This window comes from uncultured Winogradskyella sp. (assembly GCF_947498345.1).
Taxonomy (GTDB): domain Bacteria; phylum Bacteroidota; class Bacteroidia; order Flavobacteriales; family Flavobacteriaceae; genus Winogradskyella.
In genome coordinates, this window is record NZ_CANMJY010000001.1 from 441,070 (window position 1) to 459,978 (window position 18,909).

The 18,909-nt window shown below is 31.7% G+C and carries 23 protein-coding genes; 11 read left to right on the forward strand and 12 right to left on the reverse strand.

Annotation, left to right across the window (positions count from 1 at the left end; translation table 11 throughout):
- Window positions 1–2: 2 nt before the first annotated feature.
- Complete coding sequence (locus Q0912_RS01955; RefSeq protein ID WP_299111439.1) at window positions 3–284, reverse strand: hypothetical protein; 282 nt, start codon at window positions 282–284, stop codon at window positions 3–5.
- A 47-nt stretch (window positions 285–331) separates the two neighbouring features.
- Here Q0912_RS01955 and Q0912_RS01960 point away from each other — a divergent pair, with 47 nt between their 5' ends.
- From Q0912_RS01960 to Q0912_RS01970, 3 genes are read left to right on the forward strand one after another with little or no spacing between them, the layout of a single operon-like run.
- Window positions 332–877, forward strand: a complete 546-nt coding sequence (locus Q0912_RS01960) for a hypothetical protein (RefSeq protein WP_299111441.1) — start codon at window positions 332–334, stop codon at window positions 875–877.
- A 5-nt stretch (window positions 878–882) separates the two neighbouring features.
- Window positions 883–1,152 (forward strand): helix-turn-helix domain-containing protein, encoded by a 270-nt coding sequence (locus Q0912_RS01965; RefSeq protein WP_299111443.1) that lies wholly within the window; start codon window positions 883–885, stop codon window positions 1,150–1,152.
- 2 nt (window positions 1,153–1,154) lie between these two features.
- Window positions 1,155–1,454, forward strand: a complete 300-nt coding sequence (locus Q0912_RS01970; RefSeq protein ID WP_299111445.1) for a hypothetical protein — start codon at window positions 1,155–1,157, stop codon at window positions 1,452–1,454.
- A gap of 51 nt (window positions 1,455–1,505) precedes the next feature.
- On the opposite strand, the gene Q0912_RS01975 is transcribed toward Q0912_RS01970, so the two are convergent.
- On the reverse strand, window positions 1,506–3,113 hold the full coding sequence (locus Q0912_RS01975; RefSeq protein ID WP_299111447.1) for a BspA family leucine-rich repeat surface protein: 1,608 nt from the start codon (window positions 3,111–3,113) through the stop codon (window positions 1,506–1,508).
- Window positions 3,114–3,558: 445 nt separating this feature from the next.
- Between Q0912_RS01975 and Q0912_RS01980 the strand changes: the two genes are divergently transcribed.
- A complete protein-coding gene (locus tag Q0912_RS01980; RefSeq protein WP_299111449.1) occupies window positions 3,559–4,158 on the forward strand; it encodes a TetR/AcrR family transcriptional regulator in 600 nt (199 codons plus the stop codon).
- Window positions 4,159–4,230: 72 nt separating this feature from the next.
- Window positions 4,231–5,025 carry an alpha/beta hydrolase gene (locus Q0912_RS01985; RefSeq protein WP_299111451.1) on the forward strand — a complete coding sequence of 265 codons (795 nt, stop codon included), beginning with the start codon at window positions 4,231–4,233 and terminating at the stop codon, window positions 5,023–5,025.
- 27 nt (window positions 5,026–5,052) lie between these two features.
- Here Q0912_RS01985 and Q0912_RS01990 read toward each other — a convergent pair whose 3' ends face one another.
- Entirely contained in the window at window positions 5,053–5,436 is a 384-nt protein-coding gene (locus tag Q0912_RS01990; protein WP_299111453.1) for a transcriptional repressor, read from the reverse strand.
- A gap of 237 nt (window positions 5,437–5,673) precedes the next feature.
- Here Q0912_RS01990 and Q0912_RS01995 point away from each other — a divergent pair, with 237 nt between their 5' ends.
- Both Q0912_RS01995 and Q0912_RS02000 read left to right on the forward strand, forming a co-directional pair.
- A complete protein-coding gene (locus tag Q0912_RS01995) occupies window positions 5,674–6,678 on the forward strand; it encodes an NAD(P)/FAD-dependent oxidoreductase (RefSeq protein ID WP_366125116.1) in 1,005 nt (334 codons plus the stop codon).
- Between the two features lie 338 nt (window positions 6,679–7,016).
- Window positions 7,017–7,577, forward strand: coding sequence for a tyrosine-type recombinase/integrase (locus Q0912_RS02000; RefSeq protein ID WP_299111455.1), 561 nt, complete (start codon window positions 7,017–7,019; stop codon window positions 7,575–7,577).
- 37 nt (window positions 7,578–7,614) lie between these two features.
- On the opposite strand, the gene Q0912_RS02005 is transcribed toward Q0912_RS02000, so the two are convergent.
- On the reverse strand, window positions 7,615–8,085 hold the full coding sequence (locus Q0912_RS02005; protein WP_299111457.1) for a JAB domain-containing protein: 471 nt from the start codon (window positions 8,083–8,085) through the stop codon (window positions 7,615–7,617).
- Window positions 8,086–8,574: 489 nt separating this feature from the next.
- On the opposite strand from Q0912_RS02005, the gene Q0912_RS02010 reads away from it, so the two are divergent.
- Both Q0912_RS02010 and Q0912_RS02015 read left to right on the forward strand, forming a co-directional pair.
- Window positions 8,575–9,462: a hypothetical protein gene (locus Q0912_RS02010; RefSeq protein ID WP_299111459.1), complete on the forward strand. Its 888-nt coding sequence runs from the start codon at window positions 8,575–8,577 to the stop codon at window positions 9,460–9,462.
- Between the two features lie 14 nt (window positions 9,463–9,476).
- On the forward strand, window positions 9,477–10,505 hold the full coding sequence (locus Q0912_RS02015) for a hypothetical protein (protein ID WP_299111461.1): 1,029 nt from the start codon (window positions 9,477–9,479) through the stop codon (window positions 10,503–10,505).
- Window positions 10,506–10,507: 2 nt separating this feature from the next.
- Here Q0912_RS02015 and Q0912_RS02020 read toward each other — a convergent pair whose 3' ends face one another.
- Together Q0912_RS02020 and Q0912_RS02025 are read right to left on the reverse strand one after the other, a co-directional pair.
- On the reverse strand, window positions 10,508–11,716 hold the full coding sequence (locus Q0912_RS02020) for a site-specific integrase (protein WP_299111463.1): 1,209 nt from the start codon (window positions 11,714–11,716) through the stop codon (window positions 10,508–10,510).
- Window positions 11,717–11,891: 175 nt separating this feature from the next.
- Window positions 11,892–13,022: a recombinase family protein gene (locus Q0912_RS02025; protein WP_299111465.1), complete on the reverse strand. Its 1,131-nt coding sequence runs from the start codon at window positions 13,020–13,022 to the stop codon at window positions 11,892–11,894.
- 201 nt (window positions 13,023–13,223) lie between these two features.
- On the opposite strand from Q0912_RS02025, the gene Q0912_RS02030 reads away from it, so the two are divergent.
- Together Q0912_RS02030 and Q0912_RS02035 are read left to right on the forward strand one after the other, a co-directional pair.
- On the forward strand, window positions 13,224–14,342 hold the full coding sequence (locus Q0912_RS02030; RefSeq protein WP_299111467.1) for an RHS repeat-associated core domain-containing protein: 1,119 nt from the start codon (window positions 13,224–13,226) through the stop codon (window positions 14,340–14,342).
- Complete coding sequence (locus tag Q0912_RS02035; protein WP_299111469.1) at window positions 14,335–14,790, forward strand: hypothetical protein; 456 nt, start codon at window positions 14,335–14,337, stop codon at window positions 14,788–14,790. Before Q0912_RS02030 ends, Q0912_RS02035 begins: the two co-directional genes overlap by 8 nt.
- A gap of 364 nt (window positions 14,791–15,154) precedes the next feature.
- On the opposite strand, the gene Q0912_RS02040 is transcribed toward Q0912_RS02035, so the two are convergent.
- The 6 genes from Q0912_RS02040 to Q0912_RS02065 form a co-directional block, all read right to left on the reverse strand.
- Window positions 15,155–15,736: a hypothetical protein gene (locus Q0912_RS02040; protein ID WP_299111471.1), complete on the reverse strand. Its 582-nt coding sequence runs from the start codon at window positions 15,734–15,736 to the stop codon at window positions 15,155–15,157.
- A 151-nt stretch (window positions 15,737–15,887) separates the two neighbouring features.
- Entirely contained in the window at window positions 15,888–16,187 is a 300-nt protein-coding gene (locus Q0912_RS02045; protein WP_299111473.1) for a type II toxin-antitoxin system RelE/ParE family toxin, read from the reverse strand.
- On the reverse strand, window positions 16,180–16,428 hold the full coding sequence (locus Q0912_RS02050) for a type II toxin-antitoxin system ParD family antitoxin (protein ID WP_034041375.1): 249 nt from the start codon (window positions 16,426–16,428) through the stop codon (window positions 16,180–16,182). Before Q0912_RS02050 ends, Q0912_RS02045 begins: the two co-directional genes overlap by 8 nt.
- 208 nt (window positions 16,429–16,636) lie before the next feature.
- Entirely contained in the window at window positions 16,637–17,143 is a 507-nt protein-coding gene (locus tag Q0912_RS02055; protein ID WP_299111477.1) for an SRPBCC family protein, read from the reverse strand.
- A 57-nt stretch (window positions 17,144–17,200) separates the two neighbouring features.
- A complete protein-coding gene (locus Q0912_RS02060) occupies window positions 17,201–17,704 on the reverse strand; it encodes an SRPBCC family protein (protein ID WP_299111479.1) in 504 nt (167 codons plus the stop codon).
- 118 nt (window positions 17,705–17,822) lie between these two features.
- Window positions 17,823–18,695: an RNA polymerase sigma factor gene (locus Q0912_RS02065; protein WP_299111481.1), complete on the reverse strand. Its 873-nt coding sequence runs from the start codon at window positions 18,693–18,695 to the stop codon at window positions 17,823–17,825.
- Between the last annotated feature and the right edge of the window lie 214 nt (window positions 18,696–18,909).

Genomic DNA, 18,909 nt, shown 5'->3' on the forward strand with positions numbered 1-18,909 from the left:
CCCTAGCAATTGTACGAAGCAACTTCATCAAGCATCAACCGTTTAATGAAGTTCACATGAAAAAGAATATTACTATTAAGCTCTTTCTTGGTCTTTTGACCAAGCGCATGATTGCGAAAGGCAGTTCTTAAACTAATTTCAGACAAAATGGAAACTTGAAGTGGTGGTTCATATCCAAGCTGTTCAGTTAAAGTATTGCGGACTTGGTCTTTATAGTCCAAGTCCTTTTCTAAATAGTCTTTGAGCTTCTGTGGATTTAGCTGTTTGTCTAAATAATCAGTCATCATTTACCTCTAAAACAATGAGGAAATGATAGCACAATTATCAAAATATGTCAAAAAAACTGGATGATTTAGACTTAGAAGTCATAAGAGAACTAGCAAAGCAAAGTAAAACGGTTCAAGACTTAATTCAAGAAAAAAACAATACGCTGATCAATGTAGAACAGAGTCAAAATATTAAGTTTAAAACCCTCGATCCTACACCCAAACCTAAAGGCGATATTCGTATTAATAAAATGCAAACAAAGCAAACAATGTCGAATGAAGCCCTTGAACAGAAACTCGATACAATAAAGGAAGAATATAATGGTAAAATCAAAGAAGCACTTGAGGAAAAAGCGATTGAAGTAGACCAAGAAAATATTTACCCAATGGTTGAATCTTTGGATAAGCATGATACTTCCGTCCTTATAGAAAATGGCAGAGAAGCCTTTAAAGAAAGGCTACAAGAAAAAGAACAAAAACTCAAAGAAGAACTAGCGATTGATATGGATAGTCTTGACCAGAGAAATATGGATTATCCTATCTACTCTGATTTTGAAAAGAATTTAGAGGATTTGAATAAAATACCATCACCAGCTGATGATTTTGAATAACTAATATGCAAGTAGTCTGTTTACAAGAAGAAGCCTTTTACGCCCTTTTTGACAAGGTCGTCGAACACCTTAAGCAAAAATATGAAGATGAACCACACCAATGGATAGATGGTGAGGAAGCAATGTCCTTGCTTAATATATCTTCAAAAACCACACTTCAGAAATTAAGGGATGAGGGTAAAATTCGCTATTCCCAACCTCAAAAACGCATCATTCTCTATGACCGTTATTCCATCAATGACTACATAGAAAGCCATGTTCGCGAAATATTTTAGTTATGAAAGAAACCTCTCAAATAGACAAGGATTATATCGAAGCCTTTAACCAAGGGTATCTACTCTCAAAAGAGCTAAATCTTAAACCTGAAATCCTAGATGGTATCAATGCAGGTAATAATCGTATGCAGGCAATGAAAGATGGAATGCAACAATTTCAAAAGGACAATGCCCTTGAGAAAATAAAGACTCAAAGTAAAGAAATTATTCCTTCCCTTGATATAGATAATATTGCGGAAAGCTATATTGACTTAGACAAGAATCACAAGGACAGAGATAAAGGTTTAGATATAGAATATTAGTTCTAAATAAAACAGCCCTTTGTGGGCTGTTTTATTTTAGTTTAAATACTATCACTTTTTAATAAGTTTCTTTATTACGGTTTGATTGTTTTTATGCAATTTTAAAAGATATATTCCATCATCAAATAATCTAAAGTCAACATTATTGTTAACAGTCTTAATAGCTTTAATAAGTTTACCCTCCAAAGAATAGACCTCAATCAAATCAATTTCACCAAATGGATAATCAATATTTAATTGCTCTTCAACTGGATTTGGATAGATTCTCAAATCAGCTTGGTTAAAATCAGAGACACTCAATCCTGAACAGTCCAATCCGCCATCAGTTATTGTCCATCCAAAAGTATTGATAAGTGTATTACGTGCAGTTTCTGAATTACAATAATTACTATTACCACCGTGAAATTCTACATTGGATTGCAATGCTTGATTAGCCCAACTATTTAGAATTATATCATAGTTTTCTGTAGAAAGCACCAAACCTGTAAACATTCTTTCCATTGTTGTAACGTTCTCTACATTCCAATTATCTAAAGGCTGGTCAAAGACATCTGCAAAATCAAACATAAAGTCCATAAACGCTACACTACTCACATCCCATGAATTAAGAGGTTGGTTAAAACTTTCTGTGAGGGCAAACATTCCACCCATATCCGTAACATTGCTAACATCCCAATTATCTAGTGGCTGATTGAAGTTATCACTTGATAAAAACATTGAGGACATAAAAATTACACTTGAAACATCCCAATCATTAAGTGGCTGATCGAAGCTTTGCGAGTGCTGAAACATACCTCTCATATTGGTGACATTAGAAACATTCCATTGATTAATAGGGTGATTAAACGTATCAAAGCTCGAACCACCAAAAGGTGGAGGAGGAGTAAAGGCAAACATTTTTTCCATGTTCGTGACACTACTTACATCCCAACTATTTAAGGGCTGGTCAAAAGATTCTGCATCAAAAAATAACTCTTTCATGTTTCCAACATTACTCACATTCCAACTATCTATGTTTTGATTAAATGCTATTGCACCAGAGAACATTTCTTGCATATTATCAACATTGCCCACATTCCAATTATCTAACGGTTGGTTAAAAGAAGAAGCATTGTGAAATAGAAACTGCATTTTCTCTATATTACTAACATCCCAATTATTTATATTTTGATTAAAGGAAGTGGCATCTTCGAACATTGCAAACATAGTTGTGACATTGCTTAAATCGGGTGCATCAGTAGCGTTTATAACTAAATTAGTTGCGCCACGAAAGGCAGCAAGCATTGAGCCCCATTGAATATTACCCCATTGCTCAACTGAAATGATCTTCTCTTCTACATCAGTATCATTATTGATTGCTATACTAGGGAATTGACCTCTTATTCTGACTGTATAGGTTCCTGGTGTATCATATGAATGGGTGATTTCCCCAGTCACACCTAAATCATCAAAATTTCCATCATTATCCCAATCAACATCATATTCATAGGCAAAACTATTTGAAAGAACAGGGATTTTTATTGTTAAATTATCCAAAGTACTTGGATTATCAGTTTTCCAAGTTGTCACAAAGTCATTTTCAGAAATCTGGGCAAATAAATAGCTTTGACTAATCAATAAAATTATCACCAAAAATGCCTTACACTTAATCGTTCGCATAGTTTTAAAGTTGAAAAGATTAATAAAAATGTATACCTCGAAAAAGGGTTAAGTGTTTTTATCCTTTCTTTCATGATTTTCTCATCAAAGAAGCCTTTGGGCATACATATATAATTTGTCCGAAAATTAAATATATTGTGCCATCTTGTTTTTTTATTCCGAATAGTGTTTATCTCGTGGAATTGAGGTTTTTCACGCTCGGAAATTTTAGTGTTTTCGATAAGAATTAGGGTTCAGTACTAAAAGTGGACTGAAACTATAAGCAAATCTTTAGTCAATACGAATAAAATTAGTGAATCTAATAATTGAAAGTTAACAACATATCTAAAATGTACTTCTTAATATGTTATCTTTAAAAATAAGTAATCTATCGGCCTTTCTTAACAAAATAAAATACTTAAAAACAAACTTCATTAGAATATAAATTGCTGTCATTTATCAAAACATGAATAAATATTCATATTTTTACAAAATGATTGAAAAAACAGAATACAGACTAAATCAAATTTTCACAGCCACACTAAATCTTACAGGTAAAGTGGGTATTGCAGGTTTAAAAATGTCTGACATTGCTAAAGAAGCTAAAATAGCTAGCGGCACACTTTATATTTATTTCAAAAGTAAAGAAGAATTGCTAAATGCACTCTATTATAAGCTACAAAGAGAGAGCGCACCTGCAATCGTAGACACGATTAGCCATCTTCCTATCAATATTCAACTTTATAAAATGTGGCATATTGCTCTTAAACGCTTAGTAGAAGATAACATGAGAATTATTTTTTTAGAACAATTTTTAATTTCCCCATTAATTTCAGACACTAATAAAAATTTAGATATAAAATTCAAGAATTATTTAAAAGAATTACTTGATAAAGGTAAAAAAGAAAATTTAATAAAAGACATTGATAGCCAAATGCTCATTTCATTAATCATTGGTTTTATAAGGACTTATTCTACTTATTTAGTCAACGAAAAAGAAAGCATACTAACTGATGATTTAGTAGACAAATCTTTTGCCTTGTGCTGGCAAGCCATAGAAAAATAAAAAAATTTAAATCAAAAATGAATAAATATTCATTATAAATCTTTAGAAACTAATATTATTAATCTTTGAAATATGGAAACTAAAAAAATTAACATTAATGGAGAGCAACTTTCATATTACGACAATCAAAAAGGAAATATAGCACTCTTATTTATGCATGGAGCGTTTATTAATAAAACGTATTGGGAAAGACAATTGTCACATTTCTCTGAAAATTACAGAACATTGGCTATCGATTTACCTGGGCATGGAAAGTCTTCTTTCAATCAAAAAATATTAAATGGCCAAAGATTTGGTAAGGATATTAGTGAATTCATACAGAGATTATCTTTAAAGAATGTAATAATTATCGGACATTCTTTTGGTTCTGACGTTATGCTTGAGACTGTAGCTCAAAACAAAAATGAAATCATAGGTATAATTGAAATAGACCATATGAAAAACATTGGAATAGAACTTCCGAAAGAGGTAGTTAATCAGCTAATTAATGGTTTAAATACAAATTTTGAATATACCTGTGAACAGTTTGCAAAACAAGCCTTATTAACTAAGAAAACTAACCCAGAAATTGTATCTCAATTACTAAAAGATTACAGAAATATGAACCCTGAAATTGGAATTCCATTACTTGAATATGGTTTCAGTTATCCCAATCGTCAACTAAAACTGCTAAAAGAATTAAAAATGAAATTAAATTCAATTCATGTAAATTACTCGCCTACTAACGTAGAAAATCTAAATAAATATCTCGGTGATAATTACGAATTGTATAAAATAAATGGAACTTGTCATTACCCAATGCTTGAGAATCCAGATGAGCTGAATGCAACTATTGAGAAGGTTTTATCATTAATAATTGGCGTTTAAGGTTACTTTGCAAGTTAGTATTGTGCATCAGGAACAATTATTACAATAGCCAGAAATAAGACCATTAATGGATTTAGCCATATATCCTTTTGGCAACGGAATATCAATTTCATTTTCGAGACATTCTACAGTTCCACATTGCAGACATCTGAAATGAAAATGATTATGGTTATGCTCTCCTTTTTTCTCACCACAATTTAAGCACAAAGCAAAGTACTGTTTTCCATCATCGCCAACAATTCTGTGAACCCAACCATCATCACAAAAACGATTGAGAACACGATAAATAGTTGCCCTATCAATATTAGAATTCAATTTTTCCTGTAGCATTTCGTGACTTAAAGCAGAATTAGAGGACGATTTCAAAATTTCCAAAATTTCTGTTTTAGATTTTGTATTTCTTCTTTTCATTTGTTAATGCGACTTTGTTGCAATAAAGCAAATTTTTATTACTTTTACAAAAAAAATACTCTCATGTCTGAATGTCAAATTGATATAACCCAATTAAGCAACCTAAAGATAGAGCATCTAGATAGGGAATATATAATCACGTTAGTTGATGGTTCAAATACAGAGATATTGAAGGGTTACGGCATTTCTGTAGTATCAGCACTAAATGATTTGCACAACAATTTATTATAAATATAGATGGTATCAAGAAGAAAATTCATCAAAAAAAGTGCTTTGGCTGCAACTGCTATAATTACAACACCTTCATTGATGTCATTTGCTAAATACGATATTATGAAAGACAAAAAAGAATTTGAAGTTATCATTATTGGCGGAAGTTATGCAGGACTTTCGGCAGCAATGGCTTTAGGAAGATCATTGAGAAAAACATTAGTTATAGATAGTGGAAAACCTTGTAATAGACAAACACCACAGGCACATAATTTCATAACGCACGATGGAAAAGAGCCAAGTGTAATCTCTCAAATTGCTAGAAAACAAGTAGAAGAATATCCAACTGTGCGATTTTATTCGGGTTTAGCTACCAACGGAAGACAAATTGAAGATGGATTTGAAATCATAACACAAAACAGCGACAGCTTTAAAGCCAAAAAAATAATCTTGGCGACTGGAATTAAAGATATAATGCCAAGAATTAAAGGCTTTTCAGAAAGTTGGGGAATATCTATAATTCATTGTCCTTATTGCCACGGCTACGAATATCGAAATGAGAAAACAGGAATTTTTGGAAATGGCGATTATGGATTTGAGTTCTCTAAAATGATTAGTAATTGGACAGATGATTTAACGTTATTTACTAACGGAAAATCAGAATTAGATGACGAACAAACCAAAAAATTAGAACTAAATAACATCAAAATAATAGAAAAAGAAATCGCTAGCTTTGAAAACGTAGATGGCCATCTTAAAAACATCGTTTTTAATGATGGTAAAAAACATCCAATAAAAGCAGTCTATTCACAAGTGCCTTTTGTTCAACATAGTGACATATCAAATCAATTGGGTTGTGAATTAGATGAAAATGGTTACATCAAAGTAGATATGTTCCAAAAAACAAATGTTGAAGGACTATTTGCCTGTGGCGATAACACTACATTTATGCGTTCTATTGCCAATGCAGTCGCAACAGGAACTGTAGCAGGCTCAATGTCTAATAAAGAACTTATTGATGAATATTTTTGATAAAAAGCCAGTGGTTAACAATGCATATAAGTAAAAGCGGTTTGATTTTATAATCGAACTGTTTTATTTTTCATTAAATACATTTTATATAAAAGTATTAGGTTATAAATCCGCCATTACTCATCCACGTGGCCATGAGCATGATAAATTTTCAGGAATTGTAAGTCTATTATAAAGTAACTATTTTTAAAACTTAAAACTATATCACCTTAGTTAGAACTCTAAAGCAATAAAAGTCAGTAATGTATTAAAAAAGATATTTTGTTTTGATTTTTGTCCGAAAATATTTAATAATCGGACAGTTATGATTCGAAAGGTTTGACATGTACAAAACTGCCATGACGTTGCATACTAGAATAGGTCAACGTAAATACCTCAATCAAGAAGAGAGACTAAGGTTTTTTGAGATTACAAAAAAGAGAAACATTGATATTCAGCTCTTCAGTCAATTATTACTCTTTACTGGAGCAAGAATAGCAGAAGTGCATAATCTTAGTATTCACAATATAGACTTCTCAAATAAAACAGTAATATTAGAAACTTTAAAAAGAAGAAAAAAAGGCATATTTCGAGAAATACCACTACCCTTATTTCTCTTAAACATACTTGAAATATATATTCAAGATTTATATGGCAAATTTACCAAGAATGAACCTTTATTCTTGTTTTCGTTGCGAACGGCTTCCAGGCATATAAAGCGTATTATGATGGAAGCTAAAATCTTTGGTGTTAAAGGCTCGTCTAGAGGTCTTAGACATGGTTTTGCCGTTCACGCTGTTTCACATGTACCTTTGACTATGGTTAGAAAGTGGTTAGGACATTCTTCTTTAGAAACAACAGCCATTTATCTTGATGTAACCGGTAAGGAAGAGCGAGAAATCGCTAAAAAACTCTGGTAAAATTAGGGAAAAGTATGAATATTTTTCTATAATATTTCTATGGAGTAAAAGATGTTATATTATTATCTGCAAATGAATTATAATCACAATCAGACAAGATAAGATGATCAAGAATTTTTAAATCCAGATAACTTGCGCCCTGCACTAGCCTTTTAGTTAATGAAATGTCGGACTCACTTGGATTAAGATTGCCTGATGGGTGATTGTGGCCAAGAATAAGGCCACAAGCCCTCGTCTTTAATGCTGATGCAAAAACCAATTTTGCATCTACAAGTGTTCCTGAAACTCCACCTGAAGAAATGGGAACTATACCCATACAGCTATTATTCCTGTCAAGAAGTAGTATTTTGAACTCTTCAAATAAATTGATGGTTAAGTCGTTCCAATTTTCCCTAAAAAGCTTCTCGGCATCTTTGGAACAAGATACTTTTGGGCGGTCAGAAGCTTTGACCTTGCGCTTATAAGTTAGGGCAATTTCACTAATATTGGTTTTGAATTTTTCTGTCATATATAGATTTTGACAAATAATTCAAAACAAGATTACGCACAAAAGAGTAATTTCTCTTTATTAGAAAAATTAAGCTAGGTTAAAAATACGTAGTACTACGTATATTCTCGTGTTAAATAAATCACTTTATTTGTAAAACCTATTATAGGTTTTCATAGAGTTTAAAAAAAACAAGTTTTTGAGATTAACATAGTTTTACATGTTTTTTTTCTGACTTGGCATAGTTTTGGGTTCTGTTTACGCAAAGTGCCTAATGGTTATTTGGTGATGGTGAAAACATGGCTTTTTAGTAATGTTATGACTCTGTTACTGTCAAAAAGACAGATGTAAATATTTGATGTTCAACGATTAAAATATTGTGATTAAACAAAATATATTATATTCGTAAAGTTTTCCATTGAATTATTAGTAGCATTTTGGTAAAAAATAAATGGAATTTACGCTTGAGTTACGTGAAAATTTCATAATTTTAAAAGTAAGAGTATTTTTATGGCGAATTTGATTTATCCAGTATTAAGGAGAGCAGAATTTTCTCAACCAGAGGAGAATTTGAATAAAAAAGTTGCAAGACAAATTGCAACCGAAATTAAAAACTCATGGAAATCCTTATCTCAAAAACATATCGATGTTGTAAAAAAAATTCTTGATAGTGATTTAGTTGAAATAGATTATAAACAAAATAAGGAAAAAGATGCTAGATTGACAGAAGAAGGTTTAAGTGCATTTGTTGTTGATAATCCTGTCATAAATGCTCAATGGAAAAATTACTCTTTTCAAATAAGAACTACTATTGCTGTATGTCATCAGGAATCATCTACAAAAAATTGGACAAGGGTTTCTTTAAATAACCCTATTTCAAAAGAAAATAAAGACTTTAAAAAGTTAAAAGAATTCTATAAAAAAATAGCTTCAGATTGTTGTACCATTAGTCACAAAGAGTTTAGTGAAATAGTTTCCAAAAAACAACAATCACGACCTGACGCCATTGGTGATTTCACTATACTAACATTTGGAGTAGAGGACGAGAAGTTAGGGCAGTACTTAGAATTATTTGATGATACAGATTTGATGCTCAAGGATTTATTTCAAAACAAAGAAGCAAAGAATCTAATTGGTGACTATTATAAGAGATTATTTGGAAAAAACAAAAGTGATCTTTTAAAAAATCTGAGTCGAGAAAACTTCTGGATGACTGCAAATTCTAATTTAGTTAATAATGAAGGCTATTTTGAGAATAGTAATGTTCTTTACAAAATAATGCTTCAAAATAACGATAGTATTTTTGCTTATGGTTTGGGACATGAAAATTCAGAAGAAAAAGAATTAGCTAAGTTGTCATCTTTAAAAATAGGTAAACACTACGCAAAAAATATATAACCAACCACATTCCATTGAGTAAAAGCAATAAAGTAAAAAATGGGTTTTTTAAAACTCAAGTAGATCGTTTTGGACAAAACCCTTACATAAAAGCTTCAGAAGAAGTCGTTAAATTAGTGCCATTTAAAACAGACTTGTCAAAAGTAACTGTTGAGAATCTTAATTTAGTTAGTATTTCGCTACCCTATATTGAAAGTGAAGATTTTGATTTAAAATCTAATGATTTGGATTATCCTTTAAATCATGTAATCGTAAAATACAGTAATAGTTATAGAAAGAATCTTCTTAAACAATTCAAAAAAGCTTTGTTGTATGCGGTTGAAAAGTATAAGGCTAACGTTATATGTATTAATGAACTCGGCATGCCGACGAACATAAACGGAATAGAAAATAAAAATGCAATAAACTTTGCAAAGAAAATTGCAAATGAGCATAATTGCCTTATTATTGCAGGCTCAAATCATACTACTGAAGGTTATTTTAATGTTGGTTATGTGTTTTACCCAGGATTGGACAATGACGGTAATACACACAGGGCATTTTTAAAAAATATTGGAGCTTTCCAGATAGGTGAAAAACTTTTTACTCCTTCTGAGAGATTGATATTTCATACCAAGGCATTCGGTCTCGGTTTCTCATTTATGATTTGTCTAGAGATTGCAGATTTTTCAAGTTCTTCAACAATTGTTCATAACAAAGAAAATACAGATATATTAATTGTGCCTACATATTTAACGAGTTATGGTCCCATTGCGAAAGTTGCTAAAACCTTAAGTGAAGCTTGCGGAGGTGTGTTACTAAATAATTGCTACAAGTCAAATGATGTGCCTTATAGTATATTGTATGAAAATGGAAAGCTTCCGTCTTCTAGAAACTCTAAGATGAGAAAGGAAGTCGTTCTGGATGATAATACGAAAATAGTTTTAAGAAGGATTAATGTAGAGGATTTTGTAAATAGAAAAGAATATAAAATAGAAAACCTATCTAAAGAAACTCGTTTCCTTTTTGGGGTTGACTATAGTAGGCGTGATGATGTTTCTTGAAATTAAAAATTAACAACTGAATCCAAAGCCTCGTCAGTTTCCTTATGCATAAAATTTTGCTGATAGTTCACTGTGGTCGTAATAGAGGAGTGGCGATATAATTTCTGTAACATTTGTATTGGAATTTTATCACCTGATAGATTGCCAAAAGTGTGTCTGGCAATATGCATTGATAACTTTTTATCAATACCTAATTTGTTTGCAACCCTCTCCAACCGTCTATTGATGCTTCTTGTGATTGTATTTTTTCTCGTAGCTAATTTCATTGGATTTTTAATATCGGATTCCTGTAAAAATGGAAAAATTAAATCACTCTTTTCTTTTGTGCTTGTATAGATGTCTAATATAGCTTTTGCTTTTTCTGGTATGGATAAAGATACAAGCTTTTCATTTTTATCCATTCGATAATGAAGACGACCATCCCTAAAGTCAGATTTTCTGAGTTTTATAACATCCCCGACACGAATGCCAGCAAAGTAAAAACTCAAAAGCCAAATATGAACTGCGACTTGTTGGGAAGGAGTAAGGTTTTGGGCTTCCTCTAAAAGTTTAACTTCTTTTTTGTTCAATCCTATTTTTTCGCTCTCAGGAAGCTTAATTTGTACTTTATCCTTGCCAAAAGGATAGAATTTAGAATCAATATCAAATTCCTTAATCGCTAGGTTGTAAATCGTCCTAATCAATATGAGGTAGTTAATAGCAGTTCTGGCTGAAACATTTCTTTCGTATAAAAGATGATTTTGAAACTTTTTTAATAGGGTAACGTCCACATCGAAAAAGGGTAGATGGCTAGTTCCTAGAAAATCTTGAAAAATACCGAGTCTTCCTTCTTCGGTTCTCAGTTGCCCAATCTTTTTTCTTTTCCTTATGGCTGATAAATGAATTTTTGAAACCTCAAAAAAGTCCATTTTGTCCTTGCCGACAATCTTTTTCTTGATGCTGTTGGAAGAAGTGGAATTTTGATTTGTTTGGACATCAAGAGCTACGCTATGCGCTTCACTTAACTTCTTCAAAAGATAGTTGTTTAATCTCTTTGAGTTTGGATGTGATTTTTTAGCCAATCCCTCTTTGGAATTCCAATCACTTTCTTTGATATATTCACCTGTAAAGATAAATCTTGATTTACGATTTTGGGTAATACGAAGAGCTATGGGAAAAGTTCCCTCTTTTTTCTTGTAATTCTTTCTGAGTACTATCTTTACAGTCGCCATATTTGCTTTGATTTTGCTAACATAAAGATACGAATTTTATGTACAACATATGTACAACAAATGATGTTTTTAGATGTTAAATTTTGAATTTAAGAAATTAAATAATTTTGTAAAATACTGAAATACAGTAGTTTTAAATCCATTTGAATTCATTTAAAACCATATGTCATAGAACTCATAACCCGAAGGTCACTGGTTCGAGTCCAGTTCCCGCTACTAAATGAGACTCAAGTGCTTTTTGCGTTTGAGTCTTTTCTTTTTTGTTGTCGTATTGTTTTAAGAATGAATTAGTTAAGTCGAATAAAAGATTCAATTTACTGGTTCGACATTCCTTGTTTTTCATTGAAAACCGAAAACCTTCTGGAAATATGATATTTTGAAATACTCTCTTATTGTGATAGTCAAGAGATTTATAGAATTGACTAGGGTTATCAGCTATCTTTAAAAAGAATTTCATCACTTTTTTGTGGTTCGACATTTTTGATGGTAGATTCAGCAATAATTGTGTTTTCTTTTCAATGAGTTCTTTTAGTCTTAAACCATGCTTTTCAAAAATATCTTTTGATATTTCATCAGTTGCATATCTAAACTCCATTTTGTCATATTGTTCTTGAAGTTTGTGGATTTCAGAATTAAGTTGTCTTTTACGATCTCCACTTGATGATATTTCAGTTTGAATTATTTTTTCTAATTGCTTAGAAAAAAGATTTTGAAATGCTTTTGAGAATTTTAAGGATTCTAACTTTTTAGAAAATTGTTGATGCATTCCATCAGTAAGTGATTTAGCTCTTGTATTAGCATTAACCGTTTTATTGCACGAAGAACATTTGTAGTATAAGATTTGTTTTCTTTTGTTCTTATATGACGTCATATTAGTATCACAGTCGTCACAAATTAGAAACTTCGGTACTAAGGGTGTTTCTATTTTACCATTTATCTTGGGGATTCCAATTTGAGCAGAGTTATTTAACTTATGTTGGAGTAAATCAAATTCCTTTCTACTAATTATTGGTGTCCAATGACCTTTTATTTCTGTATCAGGAATCAAACTGTTGGTAAAGTAACCTGCATAAAATAAATTAGACCACATCTTGTTTAAACTCTGCTTAGGAATATATAGGCCTTCTAACTGTAAATAGTCTTGAATTTCTTTATCTCCATAATTTTTATAGAGCTTTAATTTAAAGGCTTCTTTAATCAATAATCCATCATCATTAAGCTTTATTTCCTGTTTTGCCTGTAATTTTATTGGGTCAGATACTCTGGGTAGTGTTCCAAACGGGAGCTTTTGCAAAATAGTAATCATTAACTGCTGATAGTTAATAACTTATAAAGTTAACAGGCTCTTTTTTAAGAGCCTGTTCTTGTTCATTGCTATGATAAACGTTTCTTAAACCTTATAAAATAAAGGTTTTAGATGCTGTGGTGTTTCAAACGGGCTCCTAAGATATACTTGTAGGATATTTCATATATTTACGATGCCACAGGTGTTAAACTAAAAAAGATTGTGAGTACAGGGACAACAACCGAATATGTAGGTAATTATATCTATGAGAACAATAGCTTAAAGATGTTTTCACACCCGGAAGGGTATTCTGAGCCTATCCCAAGTGGTAAAATACCAACGTACCGTTATATCTACCAGTTTAAGGATCATTTGGGGAATGTTAGACTCACCTATGCCGATAGTGATGGGAATGGTAGTATTAACTCAAGTACAGAAATCATTGAGGAAAACAACTACTATCCCTTTGGCTTAAAACATAAAGGGTATAATGACATCGTTTCTGCTAATGTGAATAGCGTAGCGAGCAAGTTTAAGTACAATGGTAAGGAATTAGATGAAGATTTAGGTTTAAATTTATATCATTATGGATTTAGGTTATATGATCCTGCCATTGGTAGATTTCCTAGTATTGATCCAATATCAGATAAATTTCCTCACGTATCAACTTATAACTATGCTGAAAATGAACCTGTAGGTAGCATTGATTTGTGGGGTCTTCAAAGATGGAAAGTAAATGGTAGAGAGAGAACAAAGGAATATACAACAGATCAAAAGCATAGTGCGCAAAGGTCTTTAGCTCTTCAAAACCCTACTTATGCTTATCGACTGGCTTTTGTAGTTGGAAATAAATCAAAAGTTGATAAAAATACTATAACAGCAACAAGTCATAGACTTAGTTATACAGCACGAGGAATAACAGAAACCAATGGAATAAGACATTCTTTGTGGTCAGCATTAATTACTAGCAAATATGATTCAGGTTTTGCTGAATCTGTAGGAAATGCACATGAAGGCTTATATATGATGGACTCATCAGAAATTGATTTTTCAAAGGACTTTGAAGGAGATTCTAATTTAGCAGATTCTGTTATTGATCTTTTAAATAATGAAATTGGAAGAAGGATCGGTGAAGAAAATGAAGGAGAAAGTAATAAAGATATTATGATGAAAGTTTTAGACAAAGCACTTGAAGATGGTTTATGGAGCTCTAAAAAAGACAAAAAAGGTAACATTACTATTTTTAGAAAAAAATTGAAAAAAAGTCAATATAATAGGATTGTGGAACGGTTAAATAACTTAGATGACAATGGAAGACCAAAGGACGAAGAGGATGAATAAACTGGCTTTGATAATAATAATTTTATTTTCAAATTGTCAAAATTATGAATCACCTAGCAGATTATTAATTGCTATAGAACAAATAAGTTTTTCAAAACATATTGAGAAAAATGAGATCAATTTGAAAGATGTTTATAATTTTGAATGGGAATTATTATATATTTTTAAAGAGCATGTTGAACCAAAAGATATAAGTGAAATTATAGGATTTGATTGTGAGTGCGAAATTGTTCCAGATGGTCTAGAAATGTATATATTTATATATAATGGTAGTATAGTAGAAAAAAATATAGTAGAGACAACAGGTTATGATTTTAATATCCAAAATTATTTGGATTTAGATAAGTCTATAGTTATTAATTCAAAAAACTCTAAATTCATAATTTTAGATAAAAAGAGTTATTATTTGCTAGAACCAATTAATAACATAGATAACAGTAAAGAGTAGTTAATCCTATAAGGTAGTGTCCCAAATTAGGATATGGTATGTAATTAGAGTTTAAGTAATTGAAAAACAGCAATTAACAGAAATGTTGATTGTTATTTTTCTTCATTCATTGGTATATTGGTAAAAGACTAAATCTCTTAGAAACCTTAAAATAAAGGTTGCTGTAGTGTTTCAAACGGGCTCTTGGAATAACTTATACGAATTAAGCTTGAAACAAGTGGTACAACGGTTTTGTTTACTAAATTAGTTGCGTGTTTGAGCAACTAATTTAGTAAACAAAAACGAACGCGAGAAAATTCCGAAGGAATTTTCCAAATAAGCAACGATCAAAGCAATTAATTATACACGTTGTTGCCAGTAGTTTTTATTCGGTTATATATTTTTCAAATTCAGTCTTTTCTACTTTCTCGATTTTGGTTGGTTTTTCTATTTTTAATTTTCCGGATTCTGTAAATGATGTGCTTTTATCATTCGGTTTTTCAATGAAATATTCGAAAGTTTCACTTCCAAAATCATATTTTGACCAAGCAAAGGTTCCTTTTAGATTTGGGTTGTGGTAATAATTTGTTTCGGTTTTTGCGTTTAAAATTCCGTATTCTATTACTTTTTTAAAATGTCCATTATGTGGTTCAGGTTTCCACCAGTAAGTAGTATATTTTCCAGATTGAGCTTTGTCCTTTTTCCAGTCAACTTTTAATTCAGGAATTCCGAGTATTTCTCGTTCAGAGTTAAATTCAATTCCGTGATTTTTATTTAGAGGAATGAAGAATTCTGTTATTATAAACGCTATAAAAATTCCAATATAGACTTTTCTCTTGTTCCAAAAATTTTTGAGCAATTCTTTGATCGATAACTCTCTATTTTTATTCCAATCCCAAATTATTAAAATCGGCATTGAAATCAGAAATATCATTAAAATTCCAAAAAAGAAGTAATGTCCGTTCATTTGGTCAAATTACTGGCAACGGTCTCGGCTATGAGTAGTTGCGTGGGTTAGCACTTAATTTTGCAAGTACACACCAAGTTAGAAATTCCGCAGGAATTTCTAAAGTAGGCGAGAACAAGCAATTACTTATAGCCAATGTTGGGTGTAGTTTTTATTCGGTTATCCTATTTTTCAAATCCATTCGCTCGTGTAAAATTCTTATGATTTCAATTCTATCACTAGATATTTGCTGATAAAATATTATATGCTTTCCAGATTTTAGTCCGAGTAAGTTTTTGCTTATTCCGTCATATTCTTTTCCAATATCAGGACTTTCTCCAATTCCATTACAAGCCATTTTAACTGTTGCATAATATTTGTCGGCTTGTTTTTCAGACCATTTTTCGAAAGTGTAGTCCCAAATTCTATTTAAGTCATTAATGGCTTCTTGTCTCAGTATAACTTTAGCCATTCTTTCTTTTTTCTGCTTTTAGTCTTTTCAGATTTTCATCAAAGTCAAAGTCTTCAACTAAAGGACTGTTCAATCCTTCTTGTATAGCATTTCTCAATGCGATTACTTTACTTTCTTCATTTTCCAGCATTCTAAGTCCAGCTCTTATAACTTCGCTAACGTTTTTGTATCGACCTGCAGAAACTTGAGTTTGTACAAACTGGTCAAAATAATTTCCGAGTGATATAGATGTATTTTTCATTATTTTACTTTTAATCAAATTTACCAAAAATTGGTAAAAACTCCAAATTTATCTCGATTTTCAAATTACACCCAACGTATTTGTGTATGGAAAGTAGCAGGTTAAATAGCCTTTACATTTCCGATATGTGAAAGATAATAAAAAAGCGCAAACCAAAAGGTTTACGCTAATCTTGCTATTTTTTATATACGTTGTTAGGCACTGCCTTTTATGAATCTTTAGCCATTTTATCTGTCATTTCCTCAATTGAACTTAGCATAAAGGCTTGAAATTGTTCTTCAGTCATTTGTGGGTTTTTCATAAACTCATCATAGTTCGACCACCAAACAAGTATGCACTTTCCATAGCCAAGGTCAACTACTTGCATGAAGTTAGTCATACCTTTTACAGGTGCTCCCTCAAGTACGGAATATGAAAAGCTACGTGATGATTCATCATAAGCAACAATTTTTTCTTTGAAGAATCCTTTCCCATCTGGTGTATGGCAAATTCTTTCTCCTCCAACTCCCATATTGCCACTCCAATCTACCTTGGCAATCGCAGAGGAATATTTATGTACTTGGTCTAGTTTCCTAACTGTCTTCCACATTTCATCTGCGGACTTATTTACTACCTTACTAAATTGAACTTTTGGCTCACCCATACTTTGGGCAGATGTCAAATTTGCACTTAATAGAAGAACTAACGTGCTTAATAATAGATTTTTAATTTTCATTGTTAATGATTTTTATAATTTACCTTTTGATACAGTATTAATTGATGTGTTACAGAATTAAGCTACTTTTTTTCTGTTTTTTGCCAATTCCTTTTGTTTATAAACGCTTGGGCTTCCCGTTTCAACGAATATTTTTAGGTCTTCAATAACGCCTGCTACTGTTTTGTTGAGTTGCATTTTCATCATTGGTCCCATAATGGCACCTTTTAAGCCTTTGGTTTGCATTTTTATGTACATGCTTACAAGCGTATTGCTTCCCTTTCTTTCCAAAGACCATGTGTTAACAGCGGATGTGATAAAACCAGGAAACCCTTTAACGACTTCATATTGCAGAACATAATTCTTTGAGTCAAATTTTTTGATGTCCTCCTGTATAGTTCCAAAGCCAGAAACTTCACAGGTTCTGTTGCTACATTCTGCCCCTTGAAACTTTGGTTTTCCAAACCCTTCTGAATGCGTTAGCCCTCTTGCCCATTTATAGGCGGTAGTAAATTGATTTCCCAACACTTCCCATACTTCTTGAATTGGACGATTAATTACGATTTCTTTTTTTATCTCCATTTTGTATAAATTTTTAATTCGTCATTTTGATACAGAAAATATACTGGTGTTACAAAACAGAAAACAAAAAGCCCATAATTTTCACAATCACGGGCTTTTTTATAAGTATTAGTCAATACTAGTTTAGCTCAAAAAAATCTAGTAATTCATTATTCCCAATAATTTCCTCGACTATGGTTTCTTTAGAAAAATCATCCTTCGCTGGAATATCTCGAAGTAACTCTAAATGCTTTTTATCTACAATATCAGCAACCAATTCACTGTTCTGAAAAGCATAGTCCGCTACTTTGGTTTTGTAACCTAAATTGAAAAATTGTTGGTCTTCAGTGAGATAACCATTTTTGTGCATAGTTTTTGCCTTTTTGCCACATCTGCAAGGATTTTTCGAGTTCATCAGTCCGCATTTTTGTTGCATAAAATTGATTAACTCCTTTCTTGCTCTGTGAAGCTTTACTCTATAATTAGCTTTTGTTATTCCGAATATTTCAGCGCCTAAATTGTGGTCGACTCCGAACGTTTCTCCTACAATAAATAAAAGTCTTTGCTCCCTAGTAAGACACATTATCATACCTGATAGACAACGATATCTAAGCTCCTTTGCCAATTCCTCGTATTCCTTTTCTTCACTTTCGTCTAGGATTGCATTTTCAATAGAGTCAAGTCGTTTTCCTTGATTTTCAAAATCCGTGAATTGTTTTTCTCCTTTTCGTCTTTTGGATAACAAAAATTCGTTAAATACAATGCGATAGAGCCAAGTTCTAAATTGGCTTTCGAATTTAAATTGTGATAGCTTGGTTATTACCTTGATAAGTGCCTCTTGAGTTAAGTCTTCTGCGTCTTGAGGGTCAAAGGCAAATTTCCATGCCACATTGAAAATATAAGGTCTGTGGATTTTTATGAGCTGATTCAATGCATCTTTGTTACCATCCAAAGAGGATTTCAATAGTTCTATATTTTTTTCCTCTGAATATTTATTTCCCAGTTGATTCATACGATTTTTTTCTTGTTAGATACAAGAATTGGATAGGTGTTACAAAGTTCGTTTTAAGGTTGTGCCTAACGTGTTCGTGTATGGTTTGTTGTGTTGGCAAGAACTAAGTTATCAAAAGAAATCGAACCAGTAGGAAAATCCGCAGGATTTTCTGAGTACACACAAACTAGCAATTGGTTATACACGTTGTTGTGGTTAGTACATTCTAATTGAA

What these genes read in the sequence shown, in the direction of transcription:
- Q0912_RS01990 (WP_299111453.1), bottom strand. Translation starts at nt 5,436, where the DNA reads ATGAAAAGAAGAAATACAAAATCTAAAACAGAAATTTTGGAAATTTTG.
- Q0912_RS02050 (WP_034041375.1), bottom strand. Translation starts at nt 16,428, where the DNA reads ATGAAAAATACATCTATATCACTCGGAAATTATTTTGACCAGTTTGTA.
- Q0912_RS01960 (WP_299111441.1), top strand. Translation starts at nt 332, where the DNA reads ATGTCAAAAAAACTGGATGATTTAGACTTAGAAGTCATAAGAGAACTA.
- Q0912_RS01965 (WP_299111443.1), top strand. Translation starts at nt 883, where the DNA reads ATGCAAGTAGTCTGTTTACAAGAAGAAGCCTTTTACGCCCTTTTTGAC.
- Q0912_RS02045 (WP_299111473.1), bottom strand. Translation starts at nt 16,187, where the DNA reads ATGGCTAAAGTTATACTGAGACAAGAAGCCATTAATGACTTAAATAGA.
- Q0912_RS01955 (WP_299111439.1), bottom strand. Translation starts at nt 284, where the DNA reads ATGACTGATTATTTAGACAAACAGCTAAATCCACAGAAGCTCAAAGAC.
- Q0912_RS02010 (WP_299111459.1), top strand. Translation starts at nt 8,575, where the DNA reads ATGGCGAATTTGATTTATCCAGTATTAAGGAGAGCAGAATTTTCTCAA.
- Q0912_RS02000 (WP_299111455.1), top strand. Translation starts at nt 7,017, where the DNA reads ATGACGTTGCATACTAGAATAGGTCAACGTAAATACCTCAATCAAGAA.
- Q0912_RS02025 (WP_299111465.1), bottom strand. Translation starts at nt 13,022, where the DNA reads ATGATTACTATTTTGCAAAAGCTCCCGTTTGGAACACTACCCAGAGTA.
- Q0912_RS02005 (WP_299111457.1), bottom strand. Translation starts at nt 8,085, where the DNA reads ATGACAGAAAAATTCAAAACCAATATTAGTGAAATTGCCCTAACTTAT.
- Q0912_RS02040 (WP_299111471.1), bottom strand. Translation starts at nt 15,736, where the DNA reads ATGAACGGACATTACTTCTTTTTTGGAATTTTAATGATATTTCTGATT.
- Q0912_RS01975 (WP_299111447.1), bottom strand. Translation starts at nt 3,113, where the DNA reads ATGCGAACGATTAAGTGTAAGGCATTTTTGGTGATAATTTTATTGATT.
- Q0912_RS02065 (WP_299111481.1), bottom strand. Translation starts at nt 18,695, where the DNA reads ATGAATCAACTGGGAAATAAATATTCAGAGGAAAAAAATATAGAACTA.
- Q0912_RS02055 (WP_299111477.1), bottom strand. Translation starts at nt 17,143, where the DNA reads ATGAAAATTAAAAATCTATTATTAAGCACGTTAGTTCTTCTATTAAGT.
- Q0912_RS01995 (WP_366125116.1), top strand. Translation starts at nt 5,674, where the DNA reads ATGGTATCAAGAAGAAAATTCATCAAAAAAAGTGCTTTGGCTGCAACT.
- Q0912_RS02020 (WP_299111463.1), bottom strand. Translation starts at nt 11,716, where the DNA reads ATGGCGACTGTAAAGATAGTACTCAGAAAGAATTACAAGAAAAAAGAG.
- Q0912_RS02060 (WP_299111479.1), bottom strand. Translation starts at nt 17,704, where the DNA reads ATGGAGATAAAAAAAGAAATCGTAATTAATCGTCCAATTCAAGAAGTA.
- Q0912_RS01985 (WP_299111451.1), top strand. Translation starts at nt 4,231, where the DNA reads ATGGAAACTAAAAAAATTAACATTAATGGAGAGCAACTTTCATATTAC.
- Q0912_RS02035 (WP_299111469.1), top strand. Translation starts at nt 14,335, where the DNA reads ATGAATAAACTGGCTTTGATAATAATAATTTTATTTTCAAATTGTCAA.
- Q0912_RS01970 (WP_299111445.1), top strand. Translation starts at nt 1,155, where the DNA reads ATGAAAGAAACCTCTCAAATAGACAAGGATTATATCGAAGCCTTTAAC.
- Q0912_RS01980 (WP_299111449.1), top strand. Translation starts at nt 3,559, where the DNA reads ATGAATAAATATTCATATTTTTACAAAATGATTGAAAAAACAGAATAC.